The organism is Sulfitobacter sp. KMM 9851 (assembly GCF_057178245.1).
Genome location: NZ_CM169991.1, coordinates 1,836,386 through 1,853,969, shown reverse-complemented (window position 1 = coordinate 1,853,969; position 17,584 = coordinate 1,836,386). Strand labels below are relative to the sequence as shown.

The 17,584-nt window shown below is 60.1% G+C and carries 17 protein-coding genes; 11 read left to right on the top strand and 6 right to left on the bottom strand.

Translation table 11 applies throughout. The features are described 5' to 3' along the window. Positions 1–16 precede the first annotated feature (16 nt). Positions 17–538 (bottom strand): single-stranded DNA-binding protein, encoded by a 522-nt coding sequence (gene ssb / locus AC1965_RS09105; protein WP_483883562.1) that lies wholly within the window; start codon positions 536–538, stop codon positions 17–19. Between the two features lie 188 nt (positions 539–726). Here ssb and AC1965_RS09100 point away from each other — a divergent pair, with 188 nt between their 5' ends. From AC1965_RS09100 to AC1965_RS09090, 3 genes are all read left to right on the top strand, one after another. Next, complete coding sequence (locus tag AC1965_RS09100; RefSeq protein WP_483883561.1) at positions 727–1,320, top strand: lytic transglycosylase domain-containing protein; 594 nt, start codon at positions 727–729, stop codon at positions 1,318–1,320. Positions 1,321–1,502: 182 nt separating this feature from the next. Continuing rightward, positions 1,503–2,030: a hypothetical protein gene (locus tag AC1965_RS09095; protein WP_483883560.1), complete on the top strand. Its 528-nt coding sequence runs from the start codon at positions 1,503–1,505 to the stop codon at positions 2,028–2,030. Between the two features lie 159 nt (positions 2,031–2,189). After that, positions 2,190–2,947 (top strand): IS5 family transposase gene (locus tag AC1965_RS09090; RefSeq protein WP_483884328.1). Its coding sequence is split into 2 segments (ribosomal slippage): positions 2,190–2,511 and positions 2,511–2,947, totalling 759 coding nucleotides; the frame shifts between segments, so codons are not numbered across the junction. 18 nt (positions 2,948–2,965) lie between these two features. Here AC1965_RS09090 and AC1965_RS09085 read toward each other — a convergent pair. From AC1965_RS09085 to miaA, 5 genes are all read right to left on the bottom strand, one after another. After that, complete coding sequence (locus AC1965_RS09085) at positions 2,966–5,056, bottom strand: dipeptide ABC transporter ATP-binding protein (RefSeq protein WP_483886951.1); 2,091 nt, start codon at positions 5,054–5,056, stop codon at positions 2,966–2,968. A 94-nt stretch (positions 5,057–5,150) separates the two neighbouring features. Further along, positions 5,151–6,617, bottom strand: a complete 1,467-nt coding sequence (locus AC1965_RS09080) for an ABC transporter permease (protein ID WP_483886950.1) — start codon at positions 6,615–6,617, stop codon at positions 5,151–5,153. Positions 6,618–6,629: 12 nt separating this feature from the next. Beyond that, a complete protein-coding gene (locus AC1965_RS09075) occupies positions 6,630–7,718 on the bottom strand; it encodes an ABC transporter permease (protein WP_483886949.1) in 1,089 nt (362 codons plus the stop codon). A gap of 318 nt (positions 7,719–8,036) precedes the next feature. After that, positions 8,037–8,825: a helix-turn-helix transcriptional regulator gene (locus AC1965_RS09070; RefSeq protein ID WP_483886948.1), complete on the bottom strand. Its 789-nt coding sequence runs from the start codon at positions 8,823–8,825 to the stop codon at positions 8,037–8,039. 204 nt (positions 8,826–9,029) lie between these two features. Continuing rightward, a complete protein-coding gene (gene miaA, locus AC1965_RS09065; protein ID WP_483886947.1) occupies positions 9,030–9,920 on the bottom strand; it encodes a tRNA (adenosine(37)-N6)-dimethylallyltransferase MiaA in 891 nt (296 codons plus the stop codon). Positions 9,921–10,028: 108 nt separating this feature from the next. Here miaA and pyrH point away from each other — a divergent pair, with 108 nt between their 5' ends. The 8 genes from pyrH to AC1965_RS09025 all read left to right on the top strand — a co-directional run bounded on the left by pyrH (position 10,029) and on the right by AC1965_RS09025 (position 17,468). Then, complete coding sequence (gene pyrH / locus AC1965_RS09060; RefSeq protein WP_483886946.1) at positions 10,029–10,757, top strand: UMP kinase; 729 nt, start codon at positions 10,029–10,031, stop codon at positions 10,755–10,757. Positions 10,758–10,831: 74 nt separating this feature from the next. After that, positions 10,832–12,289, top strand: a complete 1,458-nt coding sequence (locus tag AC1965_RS09055; protein WP_483886945.1) for a hypothetical protein — start codon at positions 10,832–10,834, stop codon at positions 12,287–12,289. A 163-nt stretch (positions 12,290–12,452) separates the two neighbouring features. Continuing rightward, entirely contained in the window at positions 12,453–13,019 is a 567-nt protein-coding gene (gene frr, locus AC1965_RS09050; protein WP_483886944.1) for a ribosome recycling factor, read from the top strand. Positions 13,020–13,076: 57 nt separating this feature from the next. Next, positions 13,077–13,814: a polyprenyl diphosphate synthase gene (gene uppS / locus AC1965_RS09045; protein ID WP_483886943.1), complete on the top strand. Its 738-nt coding sequence runs from the start codon at positions 13,077–13,079 to the stop codon at positions 13,812–13,814. Positions 13,815–13,825: 11 nt separating this feature from the next. Beyond that, positions 13,826–14,617 carry a phosphatidate cytidylyltransferase gene (locus AC1965_RS09040; RefSeq protein ID WP_483886942.1) on the top strand — a complete coding sequence of 264 codons (792 nt, stop codon included), beginning with the start codon at positions 13,826–13,828 and terminating at the stop codon, positions 14,615–14,617. A gap of 6 nt (positions 14,618–14,623) precedes the next feature. Beyond that, positions 14,624–15,799: a 1-deoxy-D-xylulose-5-phosphate reductoisomerase gene (dxr, locus tag AC1965_RS09035; RefSeq protein ID WP_483886941.1), complete on the top strand. Its 1,176-nt coding sequence runs from the start codon at positions 14,624–14,626 to the stop codon at positions 15,797–15,799. A gap of 4 nt (positions 15,800–15,803) precedes the next feature. After that, positions 15,804–17,156 (top strand): RIP metalloprotease RseP, encoded by a 1,353-nt coding sequence (rseP, locus tag AC1965_RS09030; RefSeq protein ID WP_483886940.1) that lies wholly within the window; start codon positions 15,804–15,806, stop codon positions 17,154–17,156. A gap of 186 nt (positions 17,157–17,342) precedes the next feature. Beyond that, positions 17,343–17,468 (top strand): hypothetical protein, encoded by a 126-nt coding sequence (locus AC1965_RS09025; protein WP_483886939.1) that lies wholly within the window; start codon positions 17,343–17,345, stop codon positions 17,466–17,468. Positions 17,469–17,584 lie beyond the last annotated feature (116 nt).

Sequence of the window (17,584 nt, the reverse complement as noted above, 5' to 3'; positions counted from 1 at the left end):
TCGGTGTGGTGACTGCTTAGAACGGAATTTCGTCATCCAGATCGCGTGACCCACCGCCACCGCCACCGCCGCCCGAAGACGACGGACCGCTGTCATAGCCACCGCCGCTGTCGTAACCACCGCCGGCACCGCGGTCGTCATAACCGCCACCGCCACCGCCGCCACCTGCGCCGCCGCCACCGCCGCCTGGGCCGTCAAGCATTGTCAGCGTCCCGCCAAAGCCTTGCAGCACAACTTCGGTGCTATAACGGTCCGCGCCGGACTGGTCCTGCCATTTGCGGGTCTGCAACTGGCCTTCGATATATACTTTTGACCCTTTCTTGAGATACTGCTCGGCAATCCGAACCAGTCCTTCCTGAAAGATCGCTACCGAATGCCATTCGGTCTTTTCGCGGCGTTCGCCGGTGTTTTTGTCTTTCCATGTCTCCGAGGTGGCGATGCGCAGGTTGCACACTTTTCCCCCGTTCTGGAACGCCCGCACCTCGGGGTCGCGCCCCAGATTGCCGATAAGGATCACTTTGTTCACTGAGCCGGCCATTCTGCCCCCTGTTTTATATTGAATGTCTGCGAACGCGAATCCGCCCGCGTCCTGATCCGACAGGTTATAACTTGGATAACCTAGAGGGACCACGCGTTTTCCCACCCTGGGTGGCGGCAAACTTTGACTGGCAGAGGGGGTGTTTTTTGATATAGTCGCCCCAATTCAACGGCTGGGGGCAGTACGGCATGCATAAGGCAAGTTTGGGGACCGGTTTATTGGCCGGGATGATCATGGTGTGCGCGACCTCGGCCTCGGCAGATGTGTTTTCGTCGAAAAACCGCGCAACATTGTTTAAATCGCAAAAGAGCATCCTCGATAACCGCGCCTCCAAGCAATATTCCGCTTCTGTCCGTTTGCAACCGCCCAGCGTGGTGACGCCCACCAAATGGGACGTGCCGAAATATGGCGGCAAATATAAAGGTGTCTACCTTGGCATGGCACGTGATGCCGCGACCAAACATGGTATTCCAGAAGATCTGTTCCTGCGGTTGGTGCAGCAGGAAAGCGGTTGGAACCCGCAGGCCGTCTCGCATAAGGGCGCGATGGGCCTGGCACAACTGATGCCGCAGACGGCGCGCAGGCTGCGGGTTGATCCCGCTGATCCGGCGCAGAACCTCGAAGGCGGCGCGCGATATCTCAAGCAACAGTACCGCACCTTTGGCACCTGGCAACTGGCCCTAGCTGCTTATAACGCCGGTCCCGGGGCCGTGAAAAAGTACGGTGGCGTGCCGCCCTACAAAGAAACGATGAATTATGTAAAGGTTATCGGAGGGAGTTAACCCTTTGATATTAATTTATAAAGACTGCAAATCTTCCTGTTTTCGTCAGGCCGCGGTGCCCTGCTATTTGGTAATCGACCGACCATAACGGAACCAGCAGGTACATTATGGTGTTGTCCAGTCAGAGCGTCAGGAGGTTGGGGTTGTCCCGCCACCGCGCAAAGAACGACAGGAGCATCCAAATGTTCACCCAAGTCAAAAAAATCGCCCTTGCGGCCAGCGTCAGCATGATCGCCCTTAGCGGTGCGGCCATCGCCGACACCGACATCAAGATTTCAAACGTCAACGTCGAAGCCTCGATGTCGGCCGCTACCGACAGCAACGCTATGGAGTTCTATCCTGAAATCGCCACAGACATCCAGACAGCCGTCGCTTCGATGGTCCCGTTGAGCGATGATGGCGCTGATCCAGAAATCCGCATCGACATCCGCAAGATTTCGATGGACGGCACCACCATGCTGCCGGACCACAAGAAATTCAACGAGTTGGAAGGCGTTGTTAACATCACAAACCCAACTGGCGCCAATGCCGGGTTGAGCTTTCCTATAAATATCGCGGCCTATAGCGGTGAAAAAGTGGTCCCAGAAGGCTATATTGCCGTTCTGCCATCGGACGAAGACTTCTATGCCGCGATGGTTGCGGCCTTTGCGAGCAGCGTTGTTGAAGGTCTGAGCAACGTGAACACAGCTGGCGACGCCATCAGCAAATAACGCTGACAACAGTTTCCTTCAGGCCATACCCCGCCAACCCGGCCTGGGAAAAGGGCGCGGATCACCCCTCGGTCCGCGCCCACCTTTGGGTCAGGACCCATTAATCGATTGAGCTTGTCGCGTTGTCATGATTTACGATCCCCAGTTTTGGGGGATATTATGAGCAACTTATACTGGCTGAATGAGGCGCAGATGGAGCGTCTGCGGCCTTACTTTCCTAAGAGCCGAGGTCGTGCTCGCGTTGATGACAGGCGTGTTCTGAGTGGCATTATCTTCATCAATCGCAATGGTTTAAGGTGGTGCGATGCACCAACGGAGTATGGCCCACCAAAGACGTTGTATAATCGCTGGAAGCGTTGGAGTGATATGGGCGTGTTTGCCCGGATCATGATGGGATTGGCCGAACAAGACCCTGATAACAAAACTATCTCAATTGATGCAACATACCTCAAGGCGCATCGCACGGCTTCCAGCCTGCGGTTGAAAAAGGGGGGCGTGGACGCCTGATTGGGCAGACTAAAGGCGGCATGAACACCAAGCTGCATGCTGTAACAGACACCAGCGGCCGTCCTGTCCGCCTGTTCATAACCGCTGGGCAGGTCAGCGATTATACTGGTGCTGCGGCTTTGATGAACGGCCTGCCTGAGGCGGAGTGGCTTCTCGCTGATCGAGGGTATGATGCTGATTGGTTCCGCGAAACCCTTGCAGATAAGGGCACCAAACCCTGCATCCCGGGGCGCAAATCGCGCAAGAAGACCGTCAAGTATGACAAGCGACGATACAAACGCCGCAACCGCATCGAAAGAATGTTCGGCAGGCTCAAAGACTGGCGACGTGTCTCAACCCGTTATGACCGCTGCCCAAAGGTCTTCCTGTCAGCAATCGCTCTCGCAGCAACGGTTATATTCTGGTTATGAGTCCTGACCCTTATTCTACTATTCGGCGGGAATGTTGAGCTCGATCACCGGCTCCATCTGCGCAAATTTCTCTTCGGACAGATGACATTTCACCTGATGGCCCTCGGCCATCTGGCGCATTGGTGGCACCTCTTTCTCGCACAGGTTGCCCGGCACCTGCGATTTCCAGCCACAGCGCGTCTGAAACGGGCAGCCCGGCGGCGGGTTCATGGCCGACGGGATATCGCCCTCCAGCACAATGTGCTTTTTCTTGACGCGGGTGTCGGCAATCGGCACCGCTGACAGCAATGCCTCTGTGTAGGGATGGTAGGGCGGGCTGAACACCTGATCCGTCGTGCCTAATTCGACCACATGACCCAGATACATCACCATCACCCTGTCGCTGAGATAGCGCACGATGGACAGGTCGTGGCTGATGAACAGCAGGGTGGTTTTCTGTTCCCGCTGGATTTCCATCAACAGATCCGTCACCGCCGCCTGAACGGACACATCCAACGCCGACACCGGTTCATCTGCCACCACGATCCGCGCATCGCCGGCAAAGGCGCGGGCAATACCGACCCGCTGTTTTTGCCCCCCGGACAACTGGCGCGGCATCCTTGTGGCAAATTCGCGCGGCAGTTTCACCAGATCAAGCAGTTCGAGCATCCGCTGTTGGCGCGCTTTTCCGGTCTTGCCGATCTTGAAAATCTCAAGCGCGCGGATGATCTGGCGGCCCACCGTCATCGACGGGTTCAGCGTGTCAAAAGGGTTTTGAAACACCATCTGCACATCGGCCACATTCTGCGTTGTGCGGTTTTCAATCGGTACATTGCCGATGTCGCGGCCATCGAGGTAGATATGCCCCTCGGTCGCTGTCTCTAGCCCCATCAGCACCTTGGCAAAAGTGGATTTGCCGCAACCGCTTTCACCCACAATGGCCAGTGTTTCGCTTTCGCGGGCCTCGAAACTTAGGGTTTCGTTGGCTTTGACCACCTTGGTGTCACCGCCGCCAAACAGCGCGCTGGCCGCAACCTGATAGTATTTCTTGAGGTTGTCCATTTTTAGAACCACCTCGCCAATCTCGCCCTTCTGCTTGACCTCGGCCAGTTCCAGCGGCGCCTGCCAGTCAATTTCCTGAAAGCGGATACAGCGGGTATGGTGGCGGTCATTGCCCGGCACCGGTTCCATCGGGATCGGTGCCTGATCACAGCGCCCGGCCTGAAAGTAGTCACAGCGCGGACCAAAGTTGCAGCCCTTGGGGCGTTCATGTGGCAGAGGGAAGTTGCCGGGAATGGCAATCAGCGGGCGCGCGTTCTTGTCTGCGCCGGGCAGGGGGATCGACCGGAACAGCGCCTGCGTATAAGGATGCTGCATCTCGTCGAAAACATCCTCGATCGACCCGCGCTCGACCGCTTCGCCGGAATACATCACGCAGATCCGGTCGCAGGTTTCCAACACCAGGCCGAGGTTGTGGCTGATGAAAAGCATCGAGGTGCCGTATTTGGTGCCCAGTTCCTTGACCAGTTGCACCACCGCCGCCTCAACCGTCACATCAAGCGCGGTTGTAGGTTCATCCAAGATCAGCAACGATGGTTCAGACATCAGTGCCATGGCGATCACGATGCGTTGCTGCTGGCCGCCCGACAACTGGTGCGGATAGGATTTCAGGATGCGTTCGGGGTCGGGAAGTTTCACGTCCGTCACCACCTGCAACGCCCTCGCGTAGGCCTCTTTTTCACCCATCCCGGCGTGGATCATCGGCACTTCCATCAATTGCCTGCCGATCTTCATCGCCGGGTTCAGGCTGGCCATCGGTTCTTGATAGATCATCGCGATCTCGCTGCCGCGGATGTCGCGCAGTTCGTCATCGCTCATCGCGCCCAGATCGCGGCCCTTGAACTTGATCGAGCCGCCCACAACGCGGCCGTTCTTGCCCAGGTCCTGCATCACGCCCAGCGCAACGGTGGATTTGCCACACCCGGATTCGCCCACCAGCCCTACGGCTTCGCCAGGTTTGACCGAGACCGAAAAATCCATCACCGCCGGGATTTCGCGCAGCCGGGTAAAGAACGAAATCGACAGTTTGTCGATTTCCAAGATGGGTCCGTCATAGTCTTGCTTGGCCATTTCGTCCTCTCTCGCAAGCACCGGGGGGTCCCGTTGATCTTGCCAAATATACCTCCGGGTGTTCGGGGGGCAGCGCCCCCGGAACATGCTTTGCTCAATCGCGCAAACTCTCTTCGCGCAGCCCATCCGCCAGCAGGTTCAACCCCAGCACCAGCGACAGCAATGCCAGCGCCGGCGCAATTGCGGCATGCGGATAGAGCGACAGCAACCGCCGCCCGGCGTTGATTGTGCTGCCCCAGTCCGGGCTTTCTGATTCCAGCCCCAGACCAAAGAACCCCAGCGTGCCCAAAAGGATGGTCGTGTAGCCGATGCGCAGACAGAAATCGACGATCAGCGGTCCGCGCGCGTTGGGCAGGATTTCCCACAGCATGATATACCAAGGCCCTTCGCCCCGCGTCTGGGCAGCGGCCACATAATCGCGTGTCTTGATATCCATCGCGAGGCCGCGCACGATCCGAAACACCGTGGGCGAATTCACAAACACAACCGACACAAAGACCACCAGAATCCCCGCATCAATGTCGAACAGATCCAGAAACCGTGGCAGCCCCGGAATACGGTAGCTTGGTGTCGCGACCACGGTGCCATTGGTCGAAATCAGCGATAGGTATAGCCAGCCAACGATGCCCAGCACCACAATCAGCAGCGGTGTGCGCACGGTTGGCTGGGTGTAGAAACGCGAATTGAGCAGGATCGCAAGGAACACCAGCGGAAAGATGAACAGAAACACCGCCATGTAATTGGGGATGCCCGTCTGCACGATTTCCGGTGTGACCAGCAGGTAAAACAACAAGATCACCGGAAAGGCCAGGATCAGGTTGGCCAGGAACGACAACAGCGTATCAAGCCGCCCGCCATAATAGCCCGCAGGCAGGCCCAGCGTGATCCCGACCATAAAGGCAAAAAGCGTCGCCATCGGTGCGATCTGCACCACCACCCATGACCCGGTGATCAGCCGCGAAAACACATCCCGCGCCAGATTGTCACCGCCGAGCAGGTACCAAGGGTATTCGCCCTCTGTCGCACCGCGCAGGGGGGTGCCGGGTAACTTGTTCTTCATGCCAGAGGCTTGGCTCAGGCTGTCGTGGGTCACCAACATATCAAACACGCCGCCGAAGATGCCGGTAAAGACCCAGAACATCACCAGTGCAAATCCGATCATCCCCACCGTGCTGTCAAACAGCTTGCCATATAGCCCAAGCCGACGTTTGAACCGGATCGACAGGGCAAAGGTCACGATCAGCGCGGTCCAGACCGGCAGCAACTGTTGCGCCATGCCGCCGAAAATACCCGCCCTCGGCCCGATCACGATGCCGCCCAGCACATAGACGAGGATCAGCACGATCAGGGCATAGAATAGATAGCCTACAGCGGCGTTCAGCAGCCCCGCAGGTCCCTTATGGGCCGCCAATGTACCGTCGGCGTTGATCTCACGCCCGCCGCCTTGGGGAACGAACGACATCAGGATTTGCGCCACGACGGCCAGACCCAGCAGCCCCAGCACCAACAGAAATATGATGTTCAGCCCGCTTAGGGACCCGGTCCATGTCAGTTCTTCCATGTCCATGCTCCCTTAAGAAATGCGAATGCGCGGGTTAAGATAGACATACCCGATGTCCGAGATCAGTTGCGTCACCAGAACCACCACAACCGATACAACCGAGACCGCCAGCAGCAGCTCGATGTCATTGTTCGACGCCGCCTGCACCAACAGCCATCCAAAGCCTTTGTAATTGAACAGGGTTTCGACGATCACGACACCGTTCAGCAGCCAGGGGATTTGCAGCATGATCACGGTAAAGGGCGCGATCAGCGCGTTGCGCAGGGCATGTTTCAGAACGATATCGCTGAATTTCACGCCCTTCAGCCGCGCCGTACGGATGTATTGCGCCGTCATCACCTCGGTCATCGACGCCCGCGTCATTCGCGCGATATACCCCATGCCGTAAAGGGAGATCGTCAGCACCGGCAGAAAGAAATTCCAAAAGTTAGCGTCTTTTGTGGCTGACGTGGCCGAGCCCAGAAACAGCGTCTTGCTGTCGATCCAGCCCCAGTCATTCAGCAGCGGCGAAATGCCAAAGTTTGACGAGGCCAGCAGCGCGATAAAGATCACGCCGGACACATATTCAGGCGTCGCGGTGGTGCCGATAGAGAAGGTCGACAGCGACCGATCGAGCTTCGACCCTTCCTTCATCCCCGCCAGAACCCCCACCAACAGCGCCGAGGGGATCATCAGCAGCAGAACGCACGCCATCAGCTTGCCGGTTAGCGCCAGGCGCGTCATGACGGTGGCGCCAACCGGTTCCTTGAACACGGTCGAATAGCCCCAGTCGCCTTGCAGGATACCGCAGCGTGTCGGGCGCTGCTCGACCGGCGTGCCTGCGGAAAAGCAGCGCCCAAATGTCTTGGCCGGGTCCTCGGTTACCGTCACCCAGCCGGGCATCACGCCCAGCCATTCACCGAACTTGTCATAGGTCGGCTGCAAATAACCGCGGTTTTCCAGATAGCTGGTCACGGCCTCGTCGGTCATGCGGAAATTGCCCTGGGTCTTGGCGAGCTTTTCGAGGTTGGGATAAAGGTTGGTCAGCCAGAACACGATGAACGTCAGGCATAGCGCCGTCAGCAGCATCACGCCCAGCCGGCGAAGAATGAATAGTCCCATATGGTGCCCCTGTTGCGTGGCCAGGCAAGTTGATCCCCACCGGATTGTTCTGGCCCTTCGGCCAGTCGTGCAAAAGCTGCGAAAAACAGCCCGAAAAAACCGCCGCAGCAGGCGTGACGGTCAGTGATCGAACCGTCGGCAACCGCACCTTGTGGCGCAGTGGCACGAAAGGCGATTTCAGGCGTCCCGCGCTGCTTGTGCTGTCAGTGAGGCACGGATGGCCCCGGTCCGTCAATGTCCGGATTTACCATTTGAGTGTTATTTTGCGACATGTCTAATGCTTGAAAGCGACATCTGCGCCGGTCGGCCACGTTGTGGTCAGCGCCGGGGCCTGTCGCCGCGCAGCTTGCTGGGGGGCAGGCCGGTATGCTGCTGGATAAATCGGGTGAAATAGGCCGCCGAACCAAAGCCAAGATGGCGCGCGATGTCCTGCGCAGGCTCGGCGGTTTCGGCCAGCAATGTGCGCGCGGCATGGGTCAGCCTGTCGGCCAGCAGATCGGCAGCCGTCTTGCCCGTTGCTTCTTTGACTGCGCGGGTCAGATGGGTCGGGGTGACGCCCAACCGCGCCGCGTAGTCCGCCATCGGCACCCCGGTGCGATAGGTCTCGGGGATCATTGCACAGAACCGCGCGCTCAGCCGGCCCGCGGCGCGGCGCGGCTCGGGCACATGTTCGTCGCGCATGATCTGACGCCGCAGCCAGACCGACATCAAGGCGGCGTAGGCCTCGGCGGCATCCTGGCGCAGCGGGCGGGCCTGCTGCTGTTCGCGTTGGGCCTGTTCGATCAAAGCCGTCAGCTCGGACTGCATGTTCACGTCACGGATGCGCAGATGACGTGGAATCGCGGGCAGGCGCAGCGGCGTCGCCTGCGGGATCACCACCGCCTGGCCAAAACCCTGACGTCCCAGATCCAATGAAAAGAGCGCACCCGCAGGCACCAAAATTGCATTATGGGCACCAACGCCGCGCCGCTGCCCATCCAACACCAACCGCCCCTGACCCCGGGTCACCCAAAGCAGCAGATGATAGGCCCGGTCATGGGCCAGCTGGAGCTGCCATTCCTGCCCTGTCGCAAGCTGGGCAAGGGTCAATATGCGAATATCATCCACGGGCCAGCCCCATCCATATGTTGAATATCGTACAGTTAATTAGCCGTTGTACCTCCTCAGGTTAACAATCTGTCGCAATTGCACAAGTCGTGGGCTGCCTGTCCCGAGCAACCTGCGGCTTTTATACTTTTCTGGGTCATAAATACCCTCGGGGGGTCCGGGGGGCTGGCCCCCCGGTGCTTGCGCTGCCGAAAACGCCGCACGTTATCCCGGCACAACCTTGTGCCAATCGCTCATCTTGCTGCGCATCCATGTGCGCTGGCGCTTGGCGAAACGCCGGGTGGCGATCACCGCGCGCGCGCGGGCCTCATTCAGGGTCATCTCGCCCGCCAGATGCGACATCAGTTCCGGCACGCCGATGGCGCGGTGCGCGGGCAGGGCAGGATCATAGCGCGGGCGCACCGCCGCCACCTCGGCCAGCGCGCCTTGGTCCAGCATCAGGTCAAACCGCCGCGCGATCCGTGCGTTCAACCAGTCGCGGTCAACGTCAAACACCACCGGATAACAGCGCGACAGCGGCAACAGGGGGGCAGCGGTCTGCGCCTGCCAGTCGCGCAATCCGCGCCCGGTGGATTGCAATACCTCCCAGGCACGTTGCACGCGGGCGCGGTTTTGTGTGTCGATGACCGCAGCGGTCGGCGCGTCGAGACCGGCCAGCAGACCGGCCAGGTCCATCGCATCGCCGGCCGCCCGAACCGCGACAGGTGTCGGGGGGATATCGGCCAATCCTTCGGTCAGCGCGGTGAAGTACAAGCCCGTTCCACCGGTGATGATCGGCCGCACGCCGGCCGTCAGCAACGGTGTCACCTCACGCAGCCAATGACCTGCGGAATAAGGCGCGTCGTCGGCCAGATGCCCATAAAGCGCGTGCGGCGCGCGGGCCAGATCAGCGGCATCCGGGCGCGCCGATATCACGCTCCAACAGTCATAGACCTGCGACGCATCGGCATTCACGATCACGCCGCCTTGGGCCTCGGCAATCGCCAGCGCCAGCGCCGATTTCCCCGATGCCGTCGGCCCCGCGATCAGCACTGGCTGGTCTGGGGCAAGGTCGCGCAAGATGGCATCAAGCTGGGCGTCGGGAATATCCGGCATTTCTTTGCGTGAACCTTTCGCGGTGCATTGAAACTTGGGGCTATTTGCGACATTTTGCGCCCCAATGAAAACCCCGTCACCACCCGGTGATCAAAAAAGGTGCGCCCGATGCCACAAGACACCCCCAAAGTGACATTCAAACGTGTGATGTTGAAAATCTCAGGCGAGGCGCTGATGGGGGACCAGGGATTTGGCCTGCATCCGCCCACTGTTGAACGCATCGCGCGCGAGGTACAGTCCGTTCACAGCCTTGGCGTCGAGATCTGCATGGTGATCGGTGGCGGCAATATCTTTCGCGGGCTCCAAGGCTCGGCGCAGGGGATGGAACGCACCACCGCTGATTACATGGGCATGTTGGCAACGGTGATGAACGCGCTCGCGATGCAATCCTCACTTGAGGGTCTGGGCATCCACACGCGGGTCATCAGCGCCATCACGATGAACGAAGTGGCCGAACCCTATATCCGCCGCCGCGCCGTGCGCCACCTTGAGAAAAAGCGGGTCTGCATTTTTGCCGCGGGCACCGGCAACCCCTATTTCACCACCGACACTGCCGCGACCCTGCGCGCCAACGAGATGTCCTGCGAGGCGATCTTCAAAGGCACCAAGGTTGATGGTGTGTATGATAAAGACCCCAACAAATTCGACGATGCCAAACGCTATGACACGGTCAGCTATGATGACGTGCTGGCAAAGCGACTGGGGGTTATGGATGCCTCTGCCATTGCACTGGCGCGCGACAACAACCTGCCGATCATCGTGTTTTCACTGGATGAACCCGGCGGGTTCAAAGGCATCTTGGCGGGTGAGGGGACGTATACGCGGGTGCAGGGCTGACGCCGGGCGCAAATGGCTTGGTTGTGACGGCGGCTGCGGGTTAGGCTGGGGGGCATCTACACGAAAGGCCCCCTATGCTGCGCACCGCCACGACCGTCTGTTTCACGGCCCTTTTTGGGCTTTTCTGCGCCACCGCTTCCAGTGCCGGACAATTTGACGCCGGTCAGGCGGGGCAATGCCAGTTGGCGTTTTCCGGCACGATCACCGCGGGCGACGCGCAGCGGCTGCACGACAATCTGGGTGCCTTTGACTTTGAAGATGGTGAAACCTCGGATCAGATTTTGTGTCTGAACAGCCCCGGCGGATCACTGGCAGAAGCGCTGAAGATGGGCCAGATTCTGTATGACAGCGGCATCGGCACCAGATTGCCCCGCGACAGCACCTGCCTGTCGGCCTGTGCGGTTCTGTTCATGCTTGGCACCCGATATTTCTACGAGGGCGTCGGGGATGGTCACAACGCCAACCGCGCGATGCATCTGTCGGCGCGTCTGGGGTTTCACAAGCCCCAGATCAGTCTGAACAACGACGGTACCTTTGACGCGGCAGCGGTGGAAAAATCATTCAACATCGCCATCGCCGCCACGCTGGAATTTGTCCGGCTGGCAAATAAGGGGTCGGTGACGACGACGATGATTCCGTCGGACCTGATCGAGGCGATGTTTGCCCATGAGGGCGCGGATTACTTTGAGATTGATACCATCGGCAAGACCGCGCGGTGGAACATCCAGGTGGACGGGTTGGCCTTGCCCCGCGCCATGGACGGCGATGCCGCTTATCAGGCCTGCACCAACCTGGGCGTCTGGCAGTCGCGCTATGACCCCAAACCGACCCGCCAAAGCCCAAACTATCCCGGTGCCGAATTGGTGTCGGTGACCCCGACCGGAGCGATCTGGGCGGTGCGCGGCCATTTCGAGGGCGACGCACCACATTTCTGCCTGCTCAAGCTTGAAAGCTATAGCGCCGATGCCGCGCCCCAACTTTATGCCTGCGGGATGCTGGGCATGGAGAATCGCATCATCGGGGGGCGGGAATGCTTTTCGGTCGGGGACACGCCCGATCTGAACTACGTCTATGATTTCGATGCCCGCGCGGTGCTGGACCCGGCGCAGCCCTTGGCACAGGCCAATGACGCCGCCCGTCAGATCGAGGCCCGCGCCGCGCGCTATCTGGCATCTGGTCAATTTGATCCCACGAGCCCCCTGCGCAGCCGCTGTGCCGCGTTGCAGGGCGGCGCTTTTGTCACCAACGTGACAGAGTTCGCCAATCTGCGCGCGGCCCCGGCCTTTGCTGCGCCGCTGGTGGCCGAGGTGCCACGCGATGCGCGGGTCAGTCGCACCGACGACGCGTTTTACGGCGCTGACACGGCCACGCCCCATTGCATGTCCCTGTGCCAAGGGGCCTACGGGGGGCCGATGGATGCTGTCCAAATGGCCGATCTTAACCAATGTTTTGAGACCAATGCCATCTGGTACCGGGTGCGCAGTGACAGCGGGGTTGTCGGGTTTCTAAGCGGCAAGTTTTTGCGCTACTGAACCCAGCGGCGCGCTAATCCCTGCGGTGCCTCACCGCATGGGCCGTGATATTCCACACAATGAGCGGGCCAAGGCGCAATGCAAAAAATGCGCAAGGACGTTCTGTACACTGATTAACTAGGCACGTTATAAGCCGGACAATTATTTACGGGGGCTCTTGACCATGTCAGACGAATTTATGCTGGATACCGACGACCTTGAACGCCGGATGAACGGGGCGATTGCCTCTTTGCGGACTGAATTTGCCTCGCTGCGCACCGGGCGTGCGTCGGCCTCGATGCTGGAGCCGGTGATGGTAGACGCCTACGGCTCTATGACGCCGATCAACCAGGTTGGCACCGTCAACGTACCTGAACCTCGGATGGTTACGATCAACGTCTGGGACAAGGGACTGGTGGGCAAGGTCGAAAAGGCCATTCGCGAAAGTGGATTGGGCATCAACCCACAGCTGAACGGCACCATCATCATGTTGCCGATCCCCGAACTGAACGAAGAGCGCCGCACCCAGTTGACCAAGGTCGCGGGGCAGTATGCCGAACATGCCCGCGTGTCGATCCGTAACGTGCGCCGCGACGGCATGGACCAGATCAAGAAAGCCAAGAACGATGGCGACGTCAGCGAAGACGACCAGAAAATCTGGGAAGGCGAAGTGCAGGACCTGACCAACCGGTTCATTTCGCTGATCGACGAACAGCTTGAGACGAAACAGGCCGAAATCATGCAAGTTTAATCCTGCCCTGCCATCACCGGTAGGACAGATGCCAAACTTGAAGGAAAAGGTCGAACCATGAGCACCGCCGAAAACCCAGATCAGAAGATCCCCGGCGGGCCGCGCCATGTGGCGATCATCATGGATGGCAATGGCCGCTGGGCAACCCAGCGCGGGCGGCCCCGGCTGTTTGGCCACCACGCGGGTGCCAAGAGGGTGCGCGAGATCGTCGAGGCCTGCCCGGATGTGGGCGTGGAATACCTGACGATCTTTGCCTTTTCGACCGAAAATTGGAAGCGCACGCAGGTCGAGGTGGCGGGCCTTATGTCCCTGTTCCGGCGCTATATTTCCAAAGAAACTCGCAGCCTCAGCCAGTTTGGCGCGCGCGTGCGGTTCATTGGCGACCGGGTGCGGTTGGATGACAAGCTGATCAAGCTGATGAACGAGCTTGAGCAGGCCACGGCGCATAACACCCGCGTGCATCTGACCATCGCGCTGAACTATGGCGGACGCGACGAGGTTGCGCGCGCGACCCACCGGCTGGCGCAGGATGTGGCATCGGGCAAGCTCGACCCCGATAGCGTGGATGAAGAAACGCTGCCAAAGTACTTGGATACTTACGTTTTACCCGATCCTGATCTGGTGATCCGCACCTCCGGTGAGGCGAGGATTTCCAACTTTCTGCTGTGGCAATCGGCCTACGCGGAGTATGAGTTTATCGACACGCTCTGGCCTGATTTCTCGCGTGAGGAATTTGCCCGGCTTTGTGCCGCCTATGGTGGCCGGGACCGGCGGTTCGGCGCGGTCAAAACCTGAAGGAGCAAGCGATGAGATCAGCGGAACAATGGTCGGACCTGCGCGCGCGGATGTTGTCGGCGGCGGCGATGGTGGTCATCGGCGTGCTGGGCATCTGGCTCGGCGGGCATTTCTTTCACCTGCTGGTCGCGCTGATCTGCGGGGTGATGGTGTGGGAATTGGTCACGATGCTGCGCCCCGAGGCGCGCAACACCGCGCTGCAACTGGGTGGGTTGACCGGCGCAGCACTGTTGGCGGCGGTCTATATGCCCGTCGGGCTGGGTCTGCCGGTGCTGATGCTGCCCGCGCTGGCGGGGTTTGCGCTGCTGGCGCAGAACCGCACGCTTTATATGGCGTTCACGGTGATGATCCTGCTCGCAGGCTTTGGCCTGATGCAGGTACGCGACGATATGGGCTTTGGCTGGTTGATGTGGCTGGTCGCCGTTGTTGTGGTCACGGATGTGGTGGGCTACTTCGCCGGGCGCGCCATTGGCGGGCCAAAGTTCTGGCCGGCCGTCAGCCCCAAGAAAACATGGTCCGGCACCGCTGCGGGCTGGGTCGGGGCGGCCATCGTCGGATTGCTGTTCTCGATCAACACCGGGATGGGTCTGCACCTGATCGGCGTGTCCGTGGCGCTGTCGATGGCGTCCCAGATGGGCGATATAGCCGAATCCGGGATGAAGCGTAAGATGGGCGTCAAGGACAGCTCGTCTCTGATCCCCGGTCATGGTGGGCTGCTGGACCGCTTTGACGGCATGCTGGGCGCTTCGGTATTTTTGCTGATCGTCGGGCCACTGATCGGCTTTCCGCCCGGTCTGGGCTGATCCGCGATGTCGCGCAGGATCTCGATACTGGGGGCCACCGGCTCCATCGGGCAGAACACAATTGATCTGATCCGCCGCGCGCCGGCGGATTATGACGTCGTGGCGCTGACCGGCAATGGCAATGTGGCACAACTGGCCGCCGACGCCATTGCCCTGCGCGCCGATGTGGCCGTGACCGCGCGGGATGATCTGCTGGACGATCTGCGCGATGCGCTGGCCGACAGCGGGGTCGAAGCCGCCGCAGGCACCGCCGCGATCACCGAAGCGGCGACGCGCCCTGCGGATTGGGTGATGTCGGCCATCGTCGGCGCTGCCGGGCTTGCGCCGGGTTTGGCGGCCTTAAGCCAGGGCGGCACGCTGGCACTGGCCAATAAGGAATCGCTGGTCTGTGCCGGCGCGTTGATGCTGGGGCAGGCGGCCGCGCATGGGGCGACGATCCTGCCCGTGGACAGTGAACATTCTGCAATTTTTCAGGCGCTGGTGGGCGAGGATATCGCAACGGTTGAGCGCATCATCATCACCGCCAGCGGTGGCGCGTTCCGTGACTGGCCGCTGGGTGATTTGTGCAATGCCACGCTGGATCAGGCGTCATCGCATCCCAATTGGGACATGGGCCAGCGGATCACGATCGATTCTGCGTCGATGTTCAACAAGGCAATGGAAGTCATCGAAACACGTGAATTCTTTGGGATTGCGCCTGACGATATCGAGGTGCTGGTGCATCCGCAGTCGTTGGTTCATGCGCTGGTAGGGTTCTGCGACGGCGGGCTGATGGCGCATGTAGGACCGGCCGATATGCGCCATGCCATCGGCTATGCGCTGCACCATCCGCAGCGCCGCGAGGTGCCGGTGGAACGGCTGGATCTGGGGCGCATTGGGCAGCTTGATTTTTCCGCACCAGATGATGCCCGCTGGCCTGCCTTGCGTCTGGCCCGCGATGTAATGGCGGCAGGCGGTTTGACGGGGGCTGTTTTCAACGCCGCCAAGGAAGTGGCGCTGGACGGATTCATCGCGGGACAGTTGCAGTTCACGCAGATGGCGCAGGTGGTTGAGGAGGTGCTGGATCACCTCGTCGGGCAAAGCGGGGTTGTGCAGGTGGCCATGACCCTTGATAACGTCGCGCAGGCCGACCATCTGGCACGACAGGCGGCACGCGCCGCGATCAACAAAAGAGCAGGGTAGCGTTTTGGACATTATGGGACTTCTGCCGCAATTTGGCGGCGTGATTTGGATGTTGCTGGCCTTTGTTGTCGCGTTGTCGGTGATCGTCGCAATACATGAATACGGGCATTACATCGTGGGCCGCTGGACCGGGATCAAGGCGGATGTGTTCAGCCTTGGCTTTGGCCCGGTGCTGTGGGCGCGCCATGATAAGCGTGGCACGCGCTGGCAGGTCGCGGCCTTGCCCTTTGGCGGTTATGTAAAATTCGCAGGCGATGCCAACGCCGCGTCGGGCAAGGATGTGGCGGCAATGGAAGCCGCAGCCGATAATCCTGCCGCTTTGCGCCACACCATGCACGGCGCCCCGCTTTGGGCTCGGGCGCTGACCGTGGCTGCGGGGCCGGTGTTCAACTTTGCGCTGTCGATCCTAATTTTCTTTGCCGTGGCGATGACATCTGGCACGGCCCGTGATCCGCTGACTGTGGGGCAGATGCGTGCTCTGCCGGGACAGGGGTCTGAGTTGCAGTCGGGCGATGTGCTGCGCGCTGTCGAAGGTGTGCCGGTGCCGTCGCTGGAAGACGCTGGGGCCTATGGTGCCTTTATGGACGCGCTGCCACGCGCGCCAGAGCTTTCCTATGATGTCCAGCGCGATGGGGCGGATGTAACCGTTCGCGGGCCCTATCTGCTACCGCCGCTGGTCAGCAGCGTGATGCCGCAATCGGCGGCACATGATGCCGGTCTTCAGGGCGGTGACGTGATCACCGCCGTTGACGGCACGCCGATCTTTGACTTTGACCAGCTGAAAGAGGCGGTTGAATCCTCAAATGGCGCGGCGCTGTTGCTGACCGTCTGGCGCAGCGGCGAAACCCTGGAATTCACCATGATCCCCAAGGCCACGGACGAGCCGCAGGCAGATGGCAGTTTTGTGCAGAACCTGCGCATCGGGATCGTTGGCGGTATGGCGTTCGAGCCCGCCACCGAAGCTCCGGGTCTGGGTGAGGCGCTGACCGGGGCGGGGGCGAATACTTGGCGCATCATCACCGGGTCGATTTCCGGCCTGAAGCAGATGATCATTGGCAACATCAGCACCTGTAACCTAAGCGGTCCGGTCGGCATCGCACAGACCTCGGGTGCCATGGCAAGCCAGGGCGCGCAGTCGTTCATCTATTTTATCGCGGTGCTGTCCACCGCTGTTGGCCTGCTTAACCTCTTTCCGATCCCGGCGTTGGACGGCGGGCACCTGGTGTTTTACGCCTATGAAGCCGTGGCCGGCAAACCGCCAAGCGATGGCGCGCTTCGCGTGCTGATGAGCATCGGCATCACGCTGGTGTTGATGCTGATGGTCTTTGCGCTGGGGAATGATCTGTTCTGTCCGTGATGGACGCAGGTGGTGCCGGGGGCCAGCCCCCCGGCGCGTGACGCGCCGCCGCCCGAGGGTATTTCAGGTCCAACAAATCGGGAAATGGGCCGCCGGGCAGGGCGATGCCCTCAAATTGCCACATTTGGTCAAAATCATGCCGCAATGCGCTGATAACCATAGTCTTACCTATCTGAGGATAAGATCATGCAAGCGATTCAAAGATCATACCGCGGCCTGAGCCTGTTGATGGACCTCAACTGGGATCGCGCGCTATATGTCGCAACCATCGCCGTGGCGCTTGCCGCCGGCGCATTTGTCGGATCACTCTGACAGGTTGGCGCCGCGCTGCGTTGCTTTTCACACACCATGATGTCGAAATCTTTTGGGTCACTGCATGATGTAGTGCTTTTTTGATCCTGTTGCTTTTGACAAATCAGACCAACCTG

Bases quoted from the DNA above. Each gene is read 5' to 3' on its own strand.
- ssb (WP_483883562.1), bottom strand. From the start codon at position 538: ATGGCCGGCTCAGTGAACAAAGTGATCCTTATCGGCAATCTGGGGCGC.
- AC1965_RS09100 (WP_483883561.1), top strand. From the start codon at position 727: ATGCATAAGGCAAGTTTGGGGACCGGTTTATTGGCCGGGATGATCATG.
- AC1965_RS09095 (WP_483883560.1), top strand. From the start codon at position 1,503: ATGTTCACCCAAGTCAAAAAAATCGCCCTTGCGGCCAGCGTCAGCATG.
- AC1965_RS09085 (WP_483886951.1), bottom strand. From the start codon at position 5,056: ATGGCCAAGCAAGACTATGACGGACCCATCTTGGAAATCGACAAACTG.
- AC1965_RS09080 (WP_483886950.1), bottom strand. From the start codon at position 6,617: ATGGAAGAACTGACATGGACCGGGTCCCTAAGCGGGCTGAACATCATA.
- AC1965_RS09075 (WP_483886949.1), bottom strand. From the start codon at position 7,718: ATGGGACTATTCATTCTTCGCCGGCTGGGCGTGATGCTGCTGACGGCG.
- miaA (WP_483886947.1), bottom strand. From the start codon at position 9,920: ATGCCGGATATTCCCGACGCCCAGCTTGATGCCATCTTGCGCGACCTT.
- pyrH (WP_483886946.1), top strand. From the start codon at position 10,029: ATGCCACAAGACACCCCCAAAGTGACATTCAAACGTGTGATGTTGAAA.
- AC1965_RS09055 (WP_483886945.1), top strand. From the start codon at position 10,832: ATGCTGCGCACCGCCACGACCGTCTGTTTCACGGCCCTTTTTGGGCTT.
- frr (WP_483886944.1), top strand. From the start codon at position 12,453: ATGTCAGACGAATTTATGCTGGATACCGACGACCTTGAACGCCGGATG.
- uppS (WP_483886943.1), top strand. From the start codon at position 13,077: ATGAGCACCGCCGAAAACCCAGATCAGAAGATCCCCGGCGGGCCGCGC.
- AC1965_RS09040 (WP_483886942.1), top strand. From the start codon at position 13,826: ATGAGATCAGCGGAACAATGGTCGGACCTGCGCGCGCGGATGTTGTCG.
- dxr (WP_483886941.1), top strand. From the start codon at position 14,624: ATGTCGCGCAGGATCTCGATACTGGGGGCCACCGGCTCCATCGGGCAG.
- AC1965_RS09025 (WP_483886939.1), top strand. From the start codon at position 17,343: ATGCAAGCGATTCAAAGATCATACCGCGGCCTGAGCCTGTTGATGGAC.